The 17,522-nt window shown below is 59.2% G+C and carries 9 protein-coding genes and 3 pseudogenes; 5 read left to right on the top strand and 7 right to left on the bottom strand.

The window, feature by feature from the left end:
* Positions 1-59: 59 nt before the first annotated feature.
* Positions 60-6,002, bottom strand: coding sequence for a peroxidase family protein (locus JTY93_RS12985; RefSeq protein ID WP_205478160.1), 5,943 nt, complete (start codon positions 6,000-6,002; stop codon positions 60-62).
* 73 nt (positions 6,003-6,075) lie between these two features.
* On the opposite strand from JTY93_RS12985, the pseudogene JTY93_RS12980 reads away from it, so the two are divergent.
* Positions 6,076-7,565: pseudogene (locus JTY93_RS12980) on the top strand (sensor histidine kinase).
* Here JTY93_RS12980 and JTY93_RS12975 read toward each other — a convergent pair.
* Positions 7,566-8,261: pseudogene (locus JTY93_RS12975) on the bottom strand (response regulator).
* A 313-nt stretch (positions 8,262-8,574) separates the two neighbouring features.
* Between JTY93_RS12975 and JTY93_RS12970 the strand changes: the two are divergent.
* The 3 genes and pseudogenes from JTY93_RS12970 to JTY93_RS12960 all read left to right on the top strand — a co-directional run bounded on the left by JTY93_RS12970 (position 8,575) and on the right by JTY93_RS12960 (position 13,000).
* Positions 8,575-10,332, top strand: a complete 1,758-nt coding sequence (locus JTY93_RS12970; RefSeq protein WP_205519027.1) for a type I secretion system permease/ATPase — start codon at positions 8,575-8,577, stop codon at positions 10,330-10,332.
* Positions 10,326-11,661: pseudogene (locus JTY93_RS12965) on the top strand (HlyD family type I secretion periplasmic adaptor subunit). Before JTY93_RS12970 ends, JTY93_RS12965 begins: the two are co-directional and overlap by 7 nt.
* A gap of 1 nt (position 11,662) precedes the next feature.
* Entirely contained in the window at positions 11,663-13,000 is a 1,338-nt protein-coding gene (locus JTY93_RS12960) for a TolC family outer membrane protein (protein WP_205478157.1), read from the top strand.
* 198 nt (positions 13,001-13,198) lie between these two features.
* Here the strand turns inward: JTY93_RS12960 and JTY93_RS12955 are convergent, their stop codons facing one another.
* From JTY93_RS12955 to JTY93_RS12940, 4 genes are all read right to left on the bottom strand, one after another.
* Positions 13,199-14,464, bottom strand: coding sequence for an MFS transporter (locus JTY93_RS12955; protein WP_205478156.1), 1,266 nt, complete (start codon positions 14,462-14,464; stop codon positions 13,199-13,201).
* Between the two features lie 15 nt (positions 14,465-14,479).
* Positions 14,480-14,764 carry an Atu1372/SO_1960 family protein gene (locus tag JTY93_RS12950; protein ID WP_205478155.1) on the bottom strand — a complete coding sequence of 95 codons (285 nt, stop codon included), beginning with the start codon at positions 14,762-14,764 and terminating at the stop codon, positions 14,480-14,482.
* A gap of 554 nt (positions 14,765-15,318) precedes the next feature.
* Positions 15,319-15,939: a dTMP kinase gene (locus JTY93_RS12945; protein WP_205478154.1), complete on the bottom strand. Its 621-nt coding sequence runs from the start codon at positions 15,937-15,939 to the stop codon at positions 15,319-15,321.
* Entirely contained in the window at positions 15,936-16,277 is a 342-nt protein-coding gene (locus JTY93_RS12940; protein WP_205478153.1) for a lysozyme inhibitor LprI family protein, read from the bottom strand. Before JTY93_RS12940 ends, JTY93_RS12945 begins: the two co-directional genes overlap by 4 nt.
* 112 nt (positions 16,278-16,389) lie before the next feature.
* Here JTY93_RS12940 and JTY93_RS12935 point away from each other — a divergent pair, with 112 nt between their 5' ends.
* On the top strand, positions 16,390-17,043 hold the full coding sequence (locus JTY93_RS12935) for a TetR/AcrR family transcriptional regulator (protein WP_205478152.1): 654 nt from the start codon (positions 16,390-16,392) through the stop codon (positions 17,041-17,043).
* 10 nt (positions 17,044-17,053) lie between these two features.
* Here JTY93_RS12935 and JTY93_RS12930 read toward each other — a convergent pair whose 3' ends face one another.
* Positions 17,054-17,521, bottom strand: a complete 468-nt coding sequence (locus JTY93_RS12930; RefSeq protein ID WP_205478151.1) for an Atu1372/SO_1960 family protein — start codon at positions 17,519-17,521, stop codon at positions 17,054-17,056.
* Position 17,522 lies beyond the last annotated feature (1 nt).

The raw sequence follows: 17,522 nt of genomic DNA, 5'->3' as shown, positions 1-17,522 counted from the left end.
CCGCTGCTCGATAAAAAAGGCGCCCGATCCTCGATGGGGCGCCTTGGTTGCGTTGACGACTAGACCACGCCGACGAAATCGCTCGCGGTCAGCGCGATATGCCCGACCAGATCGATCTGGATATCGGCCGCATTGCCAGTGTTGACGTTGCCCTCCACATACGTGTGATCGACCCCGCCGACATTGACGAAGTGGTACTTCAATTGCGCCTGGTTGTTGAATTCGTTGCCGGCGCCATTCCACTCGCCAAGGAAGGTGAAGTCCTGATTGCCTGCCGCTCCAGCGCCGGAGGTCCGAGCATCGATCAAAGACAGATCGATGTGGTCGGTTCCGTGCACAAAGTCGGTGATCACGTCGCGGCTTGCGGTCGATGTACCCGAGTCGTTGACCGAGCTGAACACAAACATGTCCGCCCCTGCGCCACCGGTCAACGTATCGCGGTTGCCATTACCGGTCAGCGTGTCGGCGCCGCCACCGCCGCTCAAGGTGTCGATGCCACCCTGGCCGGTCAAGGCGTTAGCGTTGTTGTCGCCGGTCAAACTGTTGGTGCCACTGCTGCCGATGACATTTTCCACGCCGACCAAAGTGTCGTTACCGGTTTGCGAACTGCTGGCCAGGCCGGTGCCCAGGTTGACCGTGGCGTTGGACGAAGTGCCCGACAGGTCGTAGGTGTCGGTGCCAGCGCCGCCGTCATAGGTGTCGTTGCCATCGTTGACCGACGCCAGGAAGGCGTCATTGCCCAGTCCGCCGTACACATTGTCCAGGCCTTGCCCACCGACGAGGGTGTCATCACCACTGCCGCCGTCGATCCAGTCGTTGCCGCCCTGCCCCTGCACCAGGTTGCTGGCCGCATCGCCCTGGATATGGTCGCTGCCCGAGCTGCCAGTGACGTTCTCGATTCCGGTCAGGCTGTCGCTGCCGGTCTGCGCGCTGGCTGACGTGGCGGCCTGCAAGTCCACCGTGGCCGCCGCCGAGGTAGCCGACAGGTCGTACGTGTCGGCGCCCGAACCACCGTCGTAGTGGTCGTTGCCATCATTGATCGACGCCAGCAGCGTGTCGTTGCCCGCTTCGCCGAAGACGAAGTCATTGCCCGCCAGACCGCTCAACAGGTTGTTCCCACTGTTGCCATGGATGGCGTTATCCAGTGCGTTACCCGTGCCGTTGATGTTGTTCGAACCGAGCAGGGTCAGGTTTTCGACGTTGGCGCCCAAGGTGTAGCTGAGCGACGACATGACAGTGTCGGTGCCCTCGTTCAGATTCTCCTGCACCACGTCGCCATTGGCATCGACCATGTAGATGTCATTGCCGGCATTGCCGCGCATGGTGTCGTTGCCGGTACCGCCGTCCAGCAGGTCGGAACCGAGGCCGCCATTGAGCACATCGTTACCCGAGTAGCCCATCAGGATGTCCTGATAGTTGGTGCCATTGAGTGTGTTACTGAAGAAGTTGGTGCCCTCGATGAAGCGTCCAACCGCCTCCGACGGGTCGGACGTGAGTTGCTCCACCGTGCCGTTGTTATCGGTGTAGGTCGTGACCACCCGCAGTTGCTGACCAAACTGTGCCGCGGTCGGCGCAAAGGTCGACGCATTTGCCCCGGCGATACTCAGCCAGGGGGCTCCTACCAGCGCTTGCCACTGATAGGAAAACCCACTTGGCCCGGGCAAACCGTCGGCGTCCTGGATCGCCGAAGTGTTGGCGGTCAGTCGGTATTGTGCAGGCACCGGACGACCGGGGGTGGTCGGCGCAGTGGCAAAGCCCGCCAACTGCACATTGCCAGTCGGCAGATGGTTGGTGATGTTCAGGTTGATCGTGCGGTCGGCGAAACGCAGCTTTTCCACACCAATCACGATGTCGGTGCCATCGACATTCGCTGCGCCCACCCGCAAATCGACAACTTTGAACGCAGTGATGAGTTCACCGCCGGGGCGCGTGTCAGTGAATTTGGTGATGCTGTAGTCGGCAAAATTGCCACTGTACAGCGCCGCATCCGCAGCGCCGTCAGCGGTGCCGGCGGCTGCATGGTTGTCACCCAGAATGAAATCAGGGCGAGTCGATTGCAGGCCAGTAAAGTGTTGGGCAAAGCCCTGACTGGCGAGCAAATGGTTCAGATCGGCCAGCTTGATCGAGTCACCGACGATCACGTCATTGCCGCCATTGCCTTGGGAAACATCATCACCACTGCCGCCAATCAGCCAGTTCTCCGTGGCATTGCCGATCAGACCCGCCAGAGGATTGGCCGGGGTAACCATGTTCGGCCGGCTATCACTGAAGTGCGAACCGATAAGCCCTTCGACATCCGTCAGCAAGGCGTTGAACGGCTGGAACAGCACGCCCGTACCCGGTGCCGCCACGACGTTCTGATTGTTCAGGTCAGCCGCCGCGTCCAGTGCAATATTCACATCGCTGAACGCCGCAATATCGAAACCGACATCCCCAATCGCTTCGTCACCATCGCCCTGGCCGGGTGCACCGCCGAGGCCCGGCAACAGAATGTCGTCACCGGCACCACCGAACTCCTGGTCACCCGTGGAGCCACCGGAAATGATGTCGTCGCCGTCTTCACCGAACAGAATGTCCGGGCCGTCACCGCCGTAGATCTCATCGTTGCCGTCACCGCCATGCACCAGGTCGGTGTCGCCACCGGCATCGATGTAGTCATTGCCGGCGCCACCATATAGTTCGTCAATTCCGGCTTCGCCATAGAGGTGATCGTTACCGCCACCGCCAATCACCACATCCAGCACACCGGCGCTGGTCCCGGCATAAATGGTGTCGTCCCCTTCCCCGCCATCGAGGAAGTCTTCGATGTCACCGCCGTAGATCACGTCGTTGCCGTCGCCGCCGTAGATATGGTCGGCGCCGGACTTGCCGTCAAGGATATCGTCGCCACCTTCGCCGTAAATCGTGTCATCGCCATCACCGGCGTCGAGCCAATCGTTGTAGTCGGTGCCCACCAACACTTCGTGGGAGTTGTAGCCCACTGCGGCCGTGCCGTCGGGGTTCTGCCCTTGGTCTGGACGATAGTCGCGGATGTAGGTTTGCGCCACATGGGTTTCCGGGTTGGCCAGACTCATCAGCAGACCGTTGCCGCCGATACCGCCGCTGCCGCCAGTGGAATAAACGCCTACATGGTTGGCTGCGATCAGGGTGCCGTACTTGTGCTCGCTCTTGTACGCGGTGGCACTGGCGCCGGAATCGGTGTAGCTCAGTTCGATGTAGCTGTCGGCATAGCCGAACACATCACCGGCCAGGTGCCGGGCGTCGGTGGTGCGCTCGATAATGTCCTTGAATTGCTCGGTGACCACCTGCTCGTTAAGGTTGGTCATCGCTGGCAACCCGAGATCGAGGCGGTACAGGTAGTAGAAGCGGTCGCCGTCCATCAACCGTTCCATTTGATCTTCGAAGATCGCGTTGAAGGTGGTGCCGAGTTGACCGGTGTAGACATGTTTTTCCGCCAGGCCACCGATCCACAGGTCGATCGCGTTGTAGCCGTCATAACCGGCCACGTGATTGCCGTTGGCGTCCGCCGCGCCGGAAAGGAAATACGCCGCCTGTTCGGCCGTGACGCTGCCGCCGGCATAGTTGACGGTGAGCCCTGAAATATCAGCATCGATAATCGCCTGGGCGTGGGCTTTATCACCGTCGAAGGAATATGCAGCGATGAAGTTCACCAGGGATTCAGGATGAATCATGTTGTTGGCGAAGTCGCTCCAACTGGTATAGGGCGTCAGGCCATCGACAATCAGGTTGGTGTGATGCTGCGCCCCGGCCGGAGAGGCGCGCTCGGCAATCAGTGCGTCGTGAATCTGCTGGCGTGCCTGGTTCAGGGTCGGCAGACCCAAATCGCGACCACGAGCCAGGTTGATGGTCGCCAGGTCCAGTGGCTGGCCGAGCAAACCCTGTTGCAGCGCCGGAGTCACGAACTCGTCGATTTCGTTGCTGATCTGCCGGGTCATGCCCAGGGCAATCGCGGTCGGCCCCACTTCGGCAAAACCGCCAGGATTAAGGAACGCCTGTTCCAGTGCGTAGTGGGTAATCGCACCGGTCAGGTCGTAGCCTCCGCTGGCATTTTTCTCTAGGGCATCGATGGTTTCGCGCAGTTGCGAGTGGCCGAAGCGGAATGCGGCCTGACCATATTCCAGCGAGATATTGGTGTTGATGCCCGAGTCGTAGGTCACGAACTCAGGCAGGTCCGGGGTGATCAGGCGTGCGTACTGGTCGATCGCCACGTGCTGGTATTCCATTTCTACGGTGAGCTTGGCGGCATAGAACAACTTGTCCTGATCCCACGACACGGTGACGCCGTCAGCCAGGGTGAAGTTGCCGTTGGCATCGCTGTAGAAACCACCGCTGCCGTTGCTCACTTGCACCTGCCAGTTGTGCCGCACCGTGGCATCGGCTTGTGCCAGCACCTCGTGCTGCAGGTTGATCAGTTGCACGTTGTGGTCTTCGTGGAAGACGTGGTGAATGGCGGTCAGGCCGAAGTTTTCGTTTACCCGACCGTCACCGGCAATATAGTGATCGCCCACCGATTGCAGCAGCAACTCGTTGGCCACGGCGAAATCGGCACTGCCGGTGGCGCTGATCGAGAAGTCGGCGAAGTTGACGAAACTGAACAGGTTCTTCGGCCCGGAGTTGTCGTAGTTGAAGACCATGCCGTAAGGGTTGTTCGCGTCGAAAGTGATGCTGGTGATGTGCGCATCCAGCGACATCAGTTTCGCCTGATCGATGTGCGCATCGTCGAAGTGCGGGTTCATGTCCAGCAAGATGGCTTCGCGGGTGTAAACGGCCTGCACACCGGCAGTGGTTGGGTTGGCATCGAGCACATGCCCATGGGCATCGCGCACACGGAAGTTGGCGATGTCGTCCCAGGTCAGGTCGTCACGACCGGTGGCCAGGACATGGGCGCGCAATTCGCTCAAGGTCGGCAACGTCTGGTGCGTCACCACGCCATTGAGCGTCCAGGCTGCTTCGTCACTGAGCGTAGTGCCGTCGAACAGCGCCGCCCCGGCAATGAATTGACCAGGATGATTAGGGTCCGCCACCCACTGGCGCAGCAATTGGGTCACGGCGTCGTTGGCACCGTAAGTCTGGTTCTGATCGATGTAGGGCGAGTCGAGGTTGACGTATTGCGCCTGGCCTTGGCCGTCCACTTCGCTGACCGTCGCGCGATGAACCTTGATCGAATACACCGGTTGACCATCTGGGCCGATGGAGCCGTACAGCGGATCATTCGGGGCCAGAGGAATGGTGATCGTCGCGTTCTGGTTCGGTTTGTTGATGAAGTCCAGGCCATGGTCGAAAAACTGCCCGAACAGGGTGAACCAGCCGGTGGTAGACGGGTCGCCCGACACCGTGTTCTGGTTACGAATGTAGTACTGGCCGGAGTCCGGCGACGTGGTATCGAGTTCGCCGATGGCGCCGAGAATGCCAGGATCGGTGACGATCGCCACACCCGTTGCAGTGTGCTGGATGTGCCCATTGGCATCAGTGGCGAACGTCACCCCGCCACTGACAATCGTCTGGCTGATCATCCGGGGCGTGTAGTCCACCAATGAGGCTGTCGGATCGCTATACAGTGAACTATTGTCAGTCATGAGTGTGGCGCCGACAGGTACGCCCTGCCCGGTCAACGCCGCGTTGCTCAGATTCTGATGGACGTAGTGCGTGTAGTCGGCATGGGTCAGGCGAATGAAATCCTGGCCAAAACTGCCCCAGGCTTGGCCATCCTGGGTCAAGTTGTTGAAGTGCCCGGAAACGTTGCGCAGGCCGATCGGGTCGCGCGCGCCGTTGTACCAACTGGTTTCACCAGGCGGAACATCCAGCGGGTTGAAGCTGCCCAGCAGACCGAGCACATGCACGTTGCCATCGGAACCGTCGTAGCCATACAGCGGCTCACCCGCAGTGTTGTAGCCCACGATGTGGATGGTCGGGAAAGACACCTGCTGCTCAAGGAACGAAATATCGTTTTGATTGAGGGTGAAGCGCTTTAGCTCATACATGGCAATCTCCAGATATCCGCTGAGTAGCGAGGTATTCCAACCGACTTATCACGATCATCACGGAACCGACGTCATGGCAAAAGATGCAAAAGTCGAATCAAAAAAGCAGACTTTTGTCGGTGATCAGACTGAGACTTTGGTCCAGCCCGCCGCTGCTGTCGGGGCCGGCAACACCCGTCACTGGTTCCAACGAATCAAGACCCAGACGCGCAACCTGAGCCGCTCCACCCAGTTCGTGATTGCCGCCGCACTGATCCTCGGACTGACGATGTTTTTCGTCGGCAAATTGGTCAGCACAAGGATCGAACGGGCAGCCGTGCAAAGCGCAGCCGAGGCCGGCGCCCACTACATGGAGGCGTTTCTGGAGCCCTACGTGCAGGAGATGAGCCGCGATAACGGGCTGTCGCCTCTCAGTATCAAATCCCTGGACCGGCTCATGGAAAGCCGTTCGCTGAAGCGCCACATTGTCTCGATCAAGATCTGGCGAGCCGACGGCACGGTGGTGTACAGCAGACAAATCGATCACCAATCGCAAGTTCCCGATGGACGAGATCGCCGAGGCACTCAAGGGCAACGTGGTCACGGACCTCGAGGATCTGGATCAGGAAGAAAACGAATTCGAACGCCGGATGAACGTGCCGCTTTATGAAATTTATGCGCCGCTGCGCGAGTTCAACACCGGAAAAATTATCGCGGTGGGAGAGTTCTATGAACGAGCCGAGAGCCTCGAGCAGGAAATCAACCGGGTGCGCCAGCAGGTCTGGATGGTGGTAGGCGCCGCAACCCTGGCGATGCTGATGCTGCTTTTTTTCCTGGTAAGAGGCGGAGACAAGATCATCCAGCGTCAGCAAGTGGCGTTGCGCCTGCGTCTGCTGGAACAAACCCGGTTGCACGTCAGCAATGCCGCACTACAGCGCAAGATGACCACCGCGACTCAGGAGTTTTCACGGATCAACGAACTGACCCTGCGCCGTATCGGCGCGGACTTGCACGACGGCCCGGCACAGTTGCTGACACTGATTCTGATCCGGCTTGACGACCTGGCCGAGAATTGCTCGGAGGTCGATCAGGAGTCGATGGAAACCATTCGCGGCGCGGCGACCGATGCGTTGCGCGAGGTGCGGGACTTGTCTCGTGGACTGGCCCTGCCAGAAATCAATGAACTGACGCTGCGCGAGGAATTGCAGTTGGTGGCCCAGCGGCACGAGCAGCGCACTGGCACCAAGGTCGAACTGATACTGGGGCCGCTGCCCGATACCGCGCCCCTGCCGCTGAAACTGTGCATCTACCGGTTTGTGCAGGAAACCTTGAACAACGCCTATCGGCATGCGCAGGGCCAAGGGCAGGTCGTGAGTGGGAACCATCTCAACGGCAAGTTGATGGTGACGGTCAAGGACGACGGCCCGGGCATGGCCGCTGACGCGCTGCTGATCGACCCTCACGGCCGGACGCGGCTGGGGCTGGCGGGTTTGCGTTATCGTGTCGAATCGCTGGGGGGGGCAATTCAGCGTTGATTCATCCCCCGGCAAAGGCACCTCGGTGAACGCACAACTCAAGCTGTAGTCAGGACCCCCTGCGTGCGTCCATAGGCGTCGCCGCACTGATGTGCAGCCGGTCAATGGCTTCGTGTTCCCAATAGCGGCGCAGGGCAGTGACGGCTTCCACCCGATTGCGCGCATGCAGCTTCTGCATCACACAGGTCATGTAGTATTTGACGGTTTTTTTCGCTGATCAACAACTTGGACGCGACTTCCTTGTTAGTCAGGCCTTTTGAGACTTCACGAATGATCTGCTCCTCCCGATGGGTCAGGTCGATCTTGTGTACTTGCGCTTCATGTTTTTGAAATTGCTCAGCAACTTGTTGGCGAACTCCGGGGTGATGTAGGTATCGCCCCGGGCGACCGAGCGGATCGCCAGCACCAGGTCCGGCCCACTCACGCCTTTCAAAACATAGCCGCGCGCCCCGGCTTCCAGCGCGGCGTAAGCATCATCCTCAGACTCGGACACCGTCAGCATCAGCACCTTGACGTCCGGCAACTGCGTGGCAATGAACCTCACTGTGCCAAACACATCCCCCGGCATATTGACGTCCATCAGCATCACATCCGGACGCGAATGCATCGCAATAGTCCGGGCATCGTCGGCACTGGCGCCCTGCTCCACCACTTGCAGGTCTGTTCTTTTTCTCAAGGTATTGGCCACACCCTCACGCAACAACGGATGGTCATCAACAATGCCGATACGGATAAACGGGTTCATGACGCGCTCCTGGGCGGGCAAGTGTGCGGACACCATTGATTAATAGCAGCTAACCCGCCCGAATGTGAGGCGTTTGTCGGAGAAGCCGGGGCTCGGGGCTTGGAAAATTAGACTTAGGTCGCACGAAATTTTCCCGCCAAACATCCGTCTTCCTGACAATTTTGTGAAACAAACGCTGGCAACTCTCTGTTTATCAAGGATCTAAAAACCGCCAATAAAACGCCGCCAACACAAACCCGGCCCGCGCGCCCATCCGACCAACAGTCGCTCTCCTACGCTGAGGGACATAAAACCTCAGCATTGGAAACTTCCGATGGACAAGAAAACCCGCCCGAGATCCGAGCTTGCCGAGGTGCTTTTCCGGTTGCGCCACACCTTCTATGCGCTTGCCGGGTTCAGCGGTGTGATCAATCTGCTGATGCTAGCGCCGGCCATCTACATGCTGCAGGTGTATGACCGGGCATTGGTCAGCAGCAACCTCACCACGTTGCTGATGCTGACGATCTTGATGATCGGGTTGTACACCCTGCTGGCGATGCTGGAGGTGGTGCGCACGCGCGTGTTGATCCGGGTCGGCAATCGACTGGACATGGCCCTGAACCGGCGGGTGTTCAACGCTTCGTTCGAACGCAACTTGCAACGAGCTGGCGGCAGCCCGGCGCAGGCTCTGCAAGATCTGGCGCAAGTACGCCAGTTTCTCACTGGCAACGGACTGTTCGCGTTCTTCGACGCACCGTGGACACCGATTTACCTGTTTGTCGCCTACTTGATTCACCCCCTGCTCGGAATCGTAACCCTGTGCGGGTCGCTGATCCTGGTGGCCCTCACCTGGCTCACCGAAATCGCCACCAAAAAACCGTTGGCCGAGGCCGGGCTGGCCGCGCAAGTTTCCGGCACATTCGCCAACAACAACCTTCGCAACGCTGAAGTGATCGAAGCCATGGGCATGTTGCCGGCGATCACCCAACGCTGGTTCGCCAGCCACCTGCGAATCCTGGAAATGCAAACCCTGGCCTCAGACCGGGCGGCCTATATCAGTGGCCTGGGGCGTTTCGTGCGGATCACCCTGCAATCACTGATTCTCGGCACGGGCGCTCTACTGGCGATCGAAGGCTCGATCACCCCCGGTATGATGATCGCGTGCTCGATCCTCAGCGGCCGGGCGCTGGCACCGGTCGAACAACTGATTGGCGCATGGAAACAGTTGCTGACCAGCCGCCGCGCCTGGTCGCGGCTCAAGCACCTGCTGCAAGAATTTCCGTCCCGCGCCGATGCGATGAAGCTGCAACGACCGTTGGGCATGCTCACGGTGGAGCACCTGCACGCCGGGGCGCCGGGCATGAGCCAATCGATCATTCGCGGCCCGCACTTCAATCTGTCGCCCGGTGAGTCTCTGGGCATCATCGGCCCCTCCGCCTCGGGCAAATCGACTCTGGCGCGGTTGCTGGTGGGCATCTGGCCGCCGCAAAGCGGAAAGGTGCGCCTCGATGGTGTCGACGTTTACCTCTGGAACAAGGAAGAGCTCGGCCCTTGGGTCGGTTATTTGCCCCAGGATGTGGAATTGTTCGAAGGCAGCATCGCCGACAACATCGCCCGCTTCGGCGAGGTCGACAGTGACGCCGTGATCGTCGCGGCAAAACGGGCCGGCGTGCACGATATGATCCTGCGCTTGGCCCACGGTTACGACACAACCCTGGATGTGGACGGCAACCCGTTGTCCGGCGGGCAGCGCCAGCGCATCGGCCTGGCCCGAGCGCTTTACGGCGAGCCCGCAATCATCGTGCTCGACGAGCCGAACGCCAACCTCGACGACGCCGGGGAAAAAGCCCTGATCGAGGTCCTTGAAGATCTGAAGATTCGGGGGTGCACCACGGTGCTGATCTCCCATCGTCCGAGCATCCTAGGCACCGTCGATAAAGTTTTGATGCTGCGTGAGGGCAGCACCCAACTGTTCGGCCCCCGCGAGGAAGTGTTTGCCACGCTGCGCCAGACCAGTGTGCTGCCGACCGTGGGCGCCCCCCACCCTGTCAGCCGTTCGCGGGAGAGAATAAATGAGCGCCTTGAGTGTTGATCCTCGCGGCCAGGAACTGGTGCGCGCGGGGGGCCAATATTGATGTCGATGACCATCGCCCGGCGCGCTGGGGCGTGTTGTTGGTGATCCTCGGGTTTGGCGGTTTCCTGCTCTGGTCGTGGCTGGCGCCGCTGGACGCGGGCATCGTCGCCAACGCTACCGTCAAAGTGACCAGCAACCGTAAGACCATCCAGCACCTCACGGGCGGCAGCGTCGAAGCGATCCTGGTGCGCGAAGGTGACAACGTCAGCAAAGACCAGGAACTGGTGCGGCTCGACGCCACACAAGCACTCTCGGAACAAGGGGGTGGTCAACGCGCAGTTCATCGCCACCATGACCATGGAAAACCGTTTGGAAGCGGAGCGTGACGGCTTGCCTGACGTGGTATTCGCCCCGGCGATGTTGCAGCGCTTCGCCGGCAATGAACACCTTAACAACGCCATCAACCTGCAACGTCATCTGTTCACCACGCGCCGCACCAGCCTGGAGGGTGAGGTTGGCATCCTGCGCGAGTCGCTCATTTCCGCCGAAACGCAGATCAAGGGTTTGCAGCGCATCTACGGTGCCCGTTCGGCGCAGATCGGGTTTCTCAATCAGGAACTGGTCGGAGTGCGCCAACTGGCGGCCGAAGGCTATGTGCCGCGCAACCGGATGCTGGAACTGGAACGCGCCGGTTCGGACCTCAATGCCTCCCAGGCTGACAACCTCAACAACATCGCTCGGGCCAAGGGCCAGGTGGCCGACATCAAGTTGCGCATCCTTCAGCGCGAGTTCGATTACCGCAAGGAGGTGCAGTCGATGCTCGCCGATGTGCAAAAGGAAAACAGCGCCCTCACTGACCGCTTGCAGGCCCTGGATTATCAGGTGCGGCACACGGTGATCCGTTCGCCTATCGACGGCATGGTCCAGGGGTTGAGCATCTCTACCATCGGTGGCGTGATCGCCCCCGGTTTCAAGATCATGGAAATCGTTCCGGCCCACGAACCGTTGCAGATCGACGCGATGATCCCCGTGCAAGCCATCGACCGCATGACGCCGGGTCTGCCGGTGATGATTTCGTTCCCGGCGTTCAACCATGTGCAAACACCCAGCATCCCGGGGAAGGTGCTGACCATCTCCGCCGACCGCTTGCTGAACGAGGAAAACAAGCAGCCGTTTTACCTGGCGCAAATAGAAGTGACGCCGGCCGGCATGGCCATGCTCGGCAGCAACCACATCCGCGCCGGCATGCCCGCGTCGGTCACCATCAAAACCGGTGAGCGCAACATGCTGAGCTATCTGCTCAAACCACTGCTCGACCGCGTCAATAGCGCCTTCAAGGAGCAATGACATGCCCGACGCCCGCCTGCTCATCGCTGTTTTGGTTTGCGCGGCATCGTCTGCTCAGGCGCTGGACCTGCGCGAAGCCTGGAACTTGATGCAGTTTCAGGGTCCGACTTACCTGTCCGCCGGGCACGAACGCGATGCCGCCCTGGAAAACCGAGCCATTGGCCATTCCGGGGTGCTGCCCAAAATCGGCATCACCGCCTTCGACAACCACATCAACGGCACGCAACAACAGCCGGACTTTTACGGCAACAGCCACACCAACGACCTGAACTACAATTCCCGTGGCGCGACCCTGCAATTGCGCCAAACCCTATTTAACAAACAGAAAATGGCTGAGTACCGCCAAGTCGAGTACCAGGCCGACTACGGCGTGGCAGTGTTCGATGGCAAAGCGCAAGATGCGGCGGTGAAACTGGCCGGGCGCTATTTCGACGTGCTGCTGGCCCACGAAACCGTGGAGCTGTCGATGGCCAAACTCAAATCGTTCAACGAGCAAGTGGCCTCGACCCAACGGCGTAAAGACCTCGGCGATGGCACCATCACCGACGTAGACGAAGCGGCCGCCCGACGCGACCTGGCCCAGGCTGAACTGATCGAGGCCGAGGACAGCGTCACCGTGGCCCGACGCCTTCTGCAGGAATACCTCGGCCAGCCGCCCGAAGACATCGCCACACTGCAGGACACGTTTCCGACCCCGCCCCTGCAACCGGACAACTTGCAGGAATGGATCATCCGCGCCGGCACCGACAGCCCTTCGATCCGTGCCCGGCGCTTGAACGTCAACACCGCCGACGAAGAAGTCGCCAAGGCCAAGGCCGGGCACTGGCCAACCCTTGATCTGGTGCTGGGTTACACCGCCGCCGACAGCGAAACCCTGTCCACCCAAAACCAGCGCAACCGCTACACCTCGGCCGGGCTGGAGTTGAACATTCCACTGTACAGCGGCGGCTACGTCAGCGCCCGCGCCCGGCAAAGCGTCGCGACCCGTGATCAGGCCGAAGAAGACTTGAACGCCACCCGCGAAGAAATTATCTCCAGCACCACCCGGGAGTTTCACGGCGTACAAAGCGGCGAAGCGCGCATCCACGCCTTGGAAAAAGCGGTCAAATCCAGCGAACGCTCACTGGACTCCTCGAAAAAGGGTTTCCTGGCCGGCAGCAGTACCAACGTCGACATCCTCAATGCCCAAGAGCAGATCTACACCGCTCGCCGCGACCTATTCGAAGCCAAGCTGCGTTACCTGCTGACCAAATTGCGGCTGGCGGCCAATGTTGGTGCCCTGGGAGACGATGACATCGCCAGTGCCAATGCTTATCTGGGACCGAAACTAGCGTTTTGAGCCTATTCACGGGATGCTTGGGTAACATCAATAAGTACCCGCTCCCTAAGGATTACGTCCCCGATACTGCATGGCCAGCATCACCGCAAGGCACATGGCGCCTGAATACGTATTAGTGACCAGAACATCGAAGTGCTGTGGGGCTTGCACAGCAACTCCTTCTGCCTCGGGGTACGCAAGTGGGTGCAACTCCCCCCATCAGTTTGGCGCCTCAAGCACATCCGGACGGTACCCTCCGCGTTGGCGTGAGTAGAGCCACAGACTGGCAAAGGCGATGATAAGCACCCCCGGCAGTAAGGCGACCACCAACAACGCCCTAGCTGTGTCGTATTGATCCATTAACGAACCGATTGCCGGTACAGCGACCATCACCGACAGCATTCCCGCGCCGCCCATCAGGTTGATTAACAACGCTCCGCCCTTGGGCAGCAATTCGCTGGTTATGGCGAGCATGGTCGGCCAGAAGAAGGTTTTGCCAACTCCGAACGCCGTTACGCAGAACAGCGCCACGGCGCCCGTCCACCTGCCCTGCAGAGCGCTTTGTCCTGACAAACCGAGGCCGAGCAAGCCTGCCAATGTCAGTACCGCACTCAGGGTCAACACAGCAAAGGGCGAGTAGCGCGCGAAGATCCAACCCGATGCGTATTGCCTGAGAATGAACATCAAGCCTGCGGTGTACACCAAGAGCAGGATGCTGTTGCTGCCTAATTGAGGTAGCAGGTCAACCATGATTTTCGCGAACCATTGGTCAGGCGCCAATTCGGTTGCCGCCGTCACCCACATCAGCAGCATCAGCAAAATGAACAGCGGACGCTTGATTTGGGCGAACATAACCGCGCTGGACACCCTGGCGCTGACCCGTTCGGTACTGGGGTACTGCAAAGGAATGACCAACATCAGGTAACCAAGGGTCGGCAAGGTCACCACCGCCAATTTGACCTGCCAGGACAGGCCCAACTGCCCTAGGGCCCAGGCGATCAAGCCACCCACAATCAGGCCCATCGGCCACCAGGCATGCAGCCGGGTGAGCATGCGGCGTTTGTCACGCTTGAACAGCGTAGCGACCAGCGGATTGGTCACGCCTTCCACAATGCCCTGGGCAATACCCGTGAGCAGAAACCCCAAATACAGCACGGTAGTGCCCGTGGCCGCAAACACATCGTCAATGGGTTGGCCGCTGCTGTTGGCCGGAGCCAGTAGAATCAAGGCAATACCCAGCAGATAACCCAGCCCTGACGCGATATGCAGGCACTTCATCCCCAACCAATCGACAATCAGGGCGCAGAAAATAATACCCAGGGTAAAGCCCCAAAACACCGATGAAATCGTCAAGCCGATCATCGCGTTGGACAAGTGGTAGTCGGCGCTGATCGATTGCAGTACGTCCGCGCGGATGGAAAAAATCATTGAAGTCACCAGGAGCGACAAGCAACTGGCGAAGAACAGTTTATTGGCCTGAATCATGGTCCCGCCTCCTGTTCACTGAGCTTCTATTTCGGCAAGCCGGTAGGCCAGGCAAAAGCCGTCCATGGGCATCACCGGGCAGCCCCCAATCATGCGTGTATGCCGGGCGTGTTCGGCAAGGATCTCGACGAACAGGTCCGAAGCACCGTCAAGGACCTTGCTCGTGGGAAACTGTCCGGAGGTCATCAGCGTGTTACCTACAATGTTCCAGGGCACACCGTTGCCCAGCACAGGTGCCGGGCGTGGCTGGTGTAAGTCGGGGGCCTGCAGGCGTAGTTCGGGTGTATTGAGAATATTCATGGTGAGGTCCTATGCTGTTGTTATTGTCAAGCACGCCGACGACGCGCCTGGACGCTATACCGAGGTAAACTCTGTTGCTGATTAGCTAAGTGGGACGAGCCAGCAGAACTGCAAGGACGACGCCGCCCTGCAACACTTGCGCAATGACGCAATGATCTGAGGGATGAGTCGCCCAAGAAACACGCCCCCCAACGATTGCAACCGCAATTGGACCTGATCCAGCCCTTCACAACGCAACGACATGTGGTCGAGCTGTAACGCGCCCATGGCTTTTCCTGGCATTGATTGAGCGACGAGTTGAAGCGCCGGCGCATGGCATGGGCTGCGCGGATCGACAATTAATTATCGGTCGATAAATAAAATAGGGCAACAAGTTATCTATTGATAATTTATATCGGCAGTATGAAAACACTCCCATCCGTGGGTATTCGGGATGGGAGCCGCTTAGATGGAGTCAGCGCCTGGGGCGTAGGAAGATTGTCGTCGGCCACTGGACGCGCGCAGTACCACGGTTAAGCAGGCTGAACTGATCCAGTTTTGCGCTGCAGTTGCGGTCAAGCCCGGATGGCAAGCACGCGATAAATCTCAGAAACCACCTGCGCCGTTGCGTTTTCGATTGTTCCTTCATTACGACATGAAACCCAACCATGATCTGCGACCGCTCGCTCGAACGTCTCGGTACAAGCAACATGTTCTTCCAGCCTATGGATCACCGTACTGTTCAGCCCACGCCGTCGCGCCGCAGCCCTCGCCCATGAAATATCCGGGGCGGTGACAATCCCCACATGCAGGTCTGGCACTTGCACGTTTCGATCAATGTTCAATTGCAGAATCTCTGCAAACGGGATTATCCGGCGGAATGCGGCATCAGATGGGTACCAGCGATCAATCAGCACAATGCTATCGGGTGGCTGTTTAGCCAGCACGTGTTGGGAGATCCACGCACGGCTGTCAGCGAGGCGCGCACAAATCTCCCACTCCAGGTCCTGGGAGGGATTTCTGATGAGTCTGTTAACGAGGGTCATTGTCGCCCCCCTAAAGGGATCGCTTTTTTTCTCGCAAAGTCGGATCACCTTTTTGTCATCGGCCCTCAATACTTGCGTAACGGCTTCTAGCAGTGTGGTTTTGCCGGTGCCCTTGGGGCCATCCAGAGCTACAAACAGCGCACGACTCATTGTCGCAGTTCAACCAACCGCTGGTTGTAGCTGTCACGTACGCACGCCTGTTTGTCGTCTGCCTTCCAGCAATCGTTGCGCCCCTTGATCCAGCCACGTTGCTCCGCCTTGAGCCGCTTGGCCTGGCTGCCGGCCTTTTCAAGGGCTGCGCTGTAGGTGCTCGCCATTTGGCGATCCAGGATGGAAAGCGCTTCGCTGCCACAAATCAGTGTCTCTATTGAACTGGACAGGTTCGCGCTGCAATTGAACGAAGGTCCCGTCTGGGCTTGTGCGTTGAGGGCCAATCCTGCTGCGAGCATGGCCACTGGTAACAGCGCCGTCCGGGTAATTGAATGCATAATGGTGTTCCTGTAAGGGTGTGAATGAGCGGCGCGATACGGGCCCACGGTGGCGGCTGCAACGCGTATGATTCTTGCACGCTTTCTATATGTGGCACTGCATAGGTCGACAATGGCAAAAATCAGCGTTAGCAACAAGGCGACCACGCCAAGCCGAAAAAATCTCGCGGCCGCCGATCGTCAGCAGCAGATGGTCGAACGGGCGATCACCCTCTTCGCCCAGAAAGGCTTCGCGCTGACTACCCGTGAGTTGGCTGAGGGGCTGCAGGTGACCCAACCCCTGCTCTATCGCTACTTTCCCAGCAAGCAATTACTGATCGAGCAGGTGTACCAGCAGGTGTTCATGAACCGCTGGGAGCCTGAGCTGGAGCAGCAGCTCAAGGACCGTACGCGTCCTTTAAGGGAGCGGCTGATTGATTACTTTATCGGTTACACCCGGACCATCCTGAGCAATGAATGGGTGCGGATCTTCCTGTACGCAGGCCTGCAGGACCCGGAGTTGAACCAGCGCTATCTCAAACAATTGCACGAGACGGTGTTCCTGACGATCATCGAAGAACTGCGTCATCAGAAGCAACTGACTGCACCGCTGGATAAACATGCGCTGAGTCTTGAGATTGAAGTGCTGTGGGGCTTCCACAGCAGCTTCTTTTACCTGGGGGTGCGTAAGTGGGTGTATCAGATGCCTGTCCCTGAGGATCTGCCCGAGCTGATTACCCTGCGGGTCAATGCTTTCCTCGATGGTGCCCTGCATAACAAGGCCTAGTGAAGGCTGTTTACGGGGCTTCGATTTCCGCAAAGAGATACACCAGGCAAAAGCCATCCATGGGTATGACCGGGTTAGTCCAGATCATGCGCGAATGCCGGGCTTGTTCGGCGAAGATTTCGACCAGCACGTCAGACGCGCCATCCAGAGCTTTGGGATGCTCATGGAAGTCCTCCGCCACATTCAGTACACCTTCCAGCCGATACACCTGGCGGATACGGCTCAAATCTCCCACCGCATCCTTGAGCTGGGCAATTGCATTCAATGCCGCCAGGCGGCAGGCCGCGTACCCTTGCTCCAGGTTCAGGTCGCGGCCCAGGCGTCCACGGTACAGCAGCCGGCCATCAATCCAGGGGAATTGCCCGGAGGTCATCAGCGTATTGCCAACAATGCTCCAGGGCACGTAGTTACCGAGGGCCGGGGCGGGAACGGGCAAGCTGATGCCGGCGGCCTGCATTCGCGATTCAGGGGTGATCATG

Source organism: Pseudomonas hygromyciniae, from assembly GCF_016925675.1.
Taxonomy (GTDB): domain Bacteria; phylum Pseudomonadota; class Gammaproteobacteria; order Pseudomonadales; family Pseudomonadaceae; genus Aquipseudomonas; species Aquipseudomonas hygromyciniae.
This window is presented reverse-complemented; position numbering and strand designations above follow the sequence as displayed.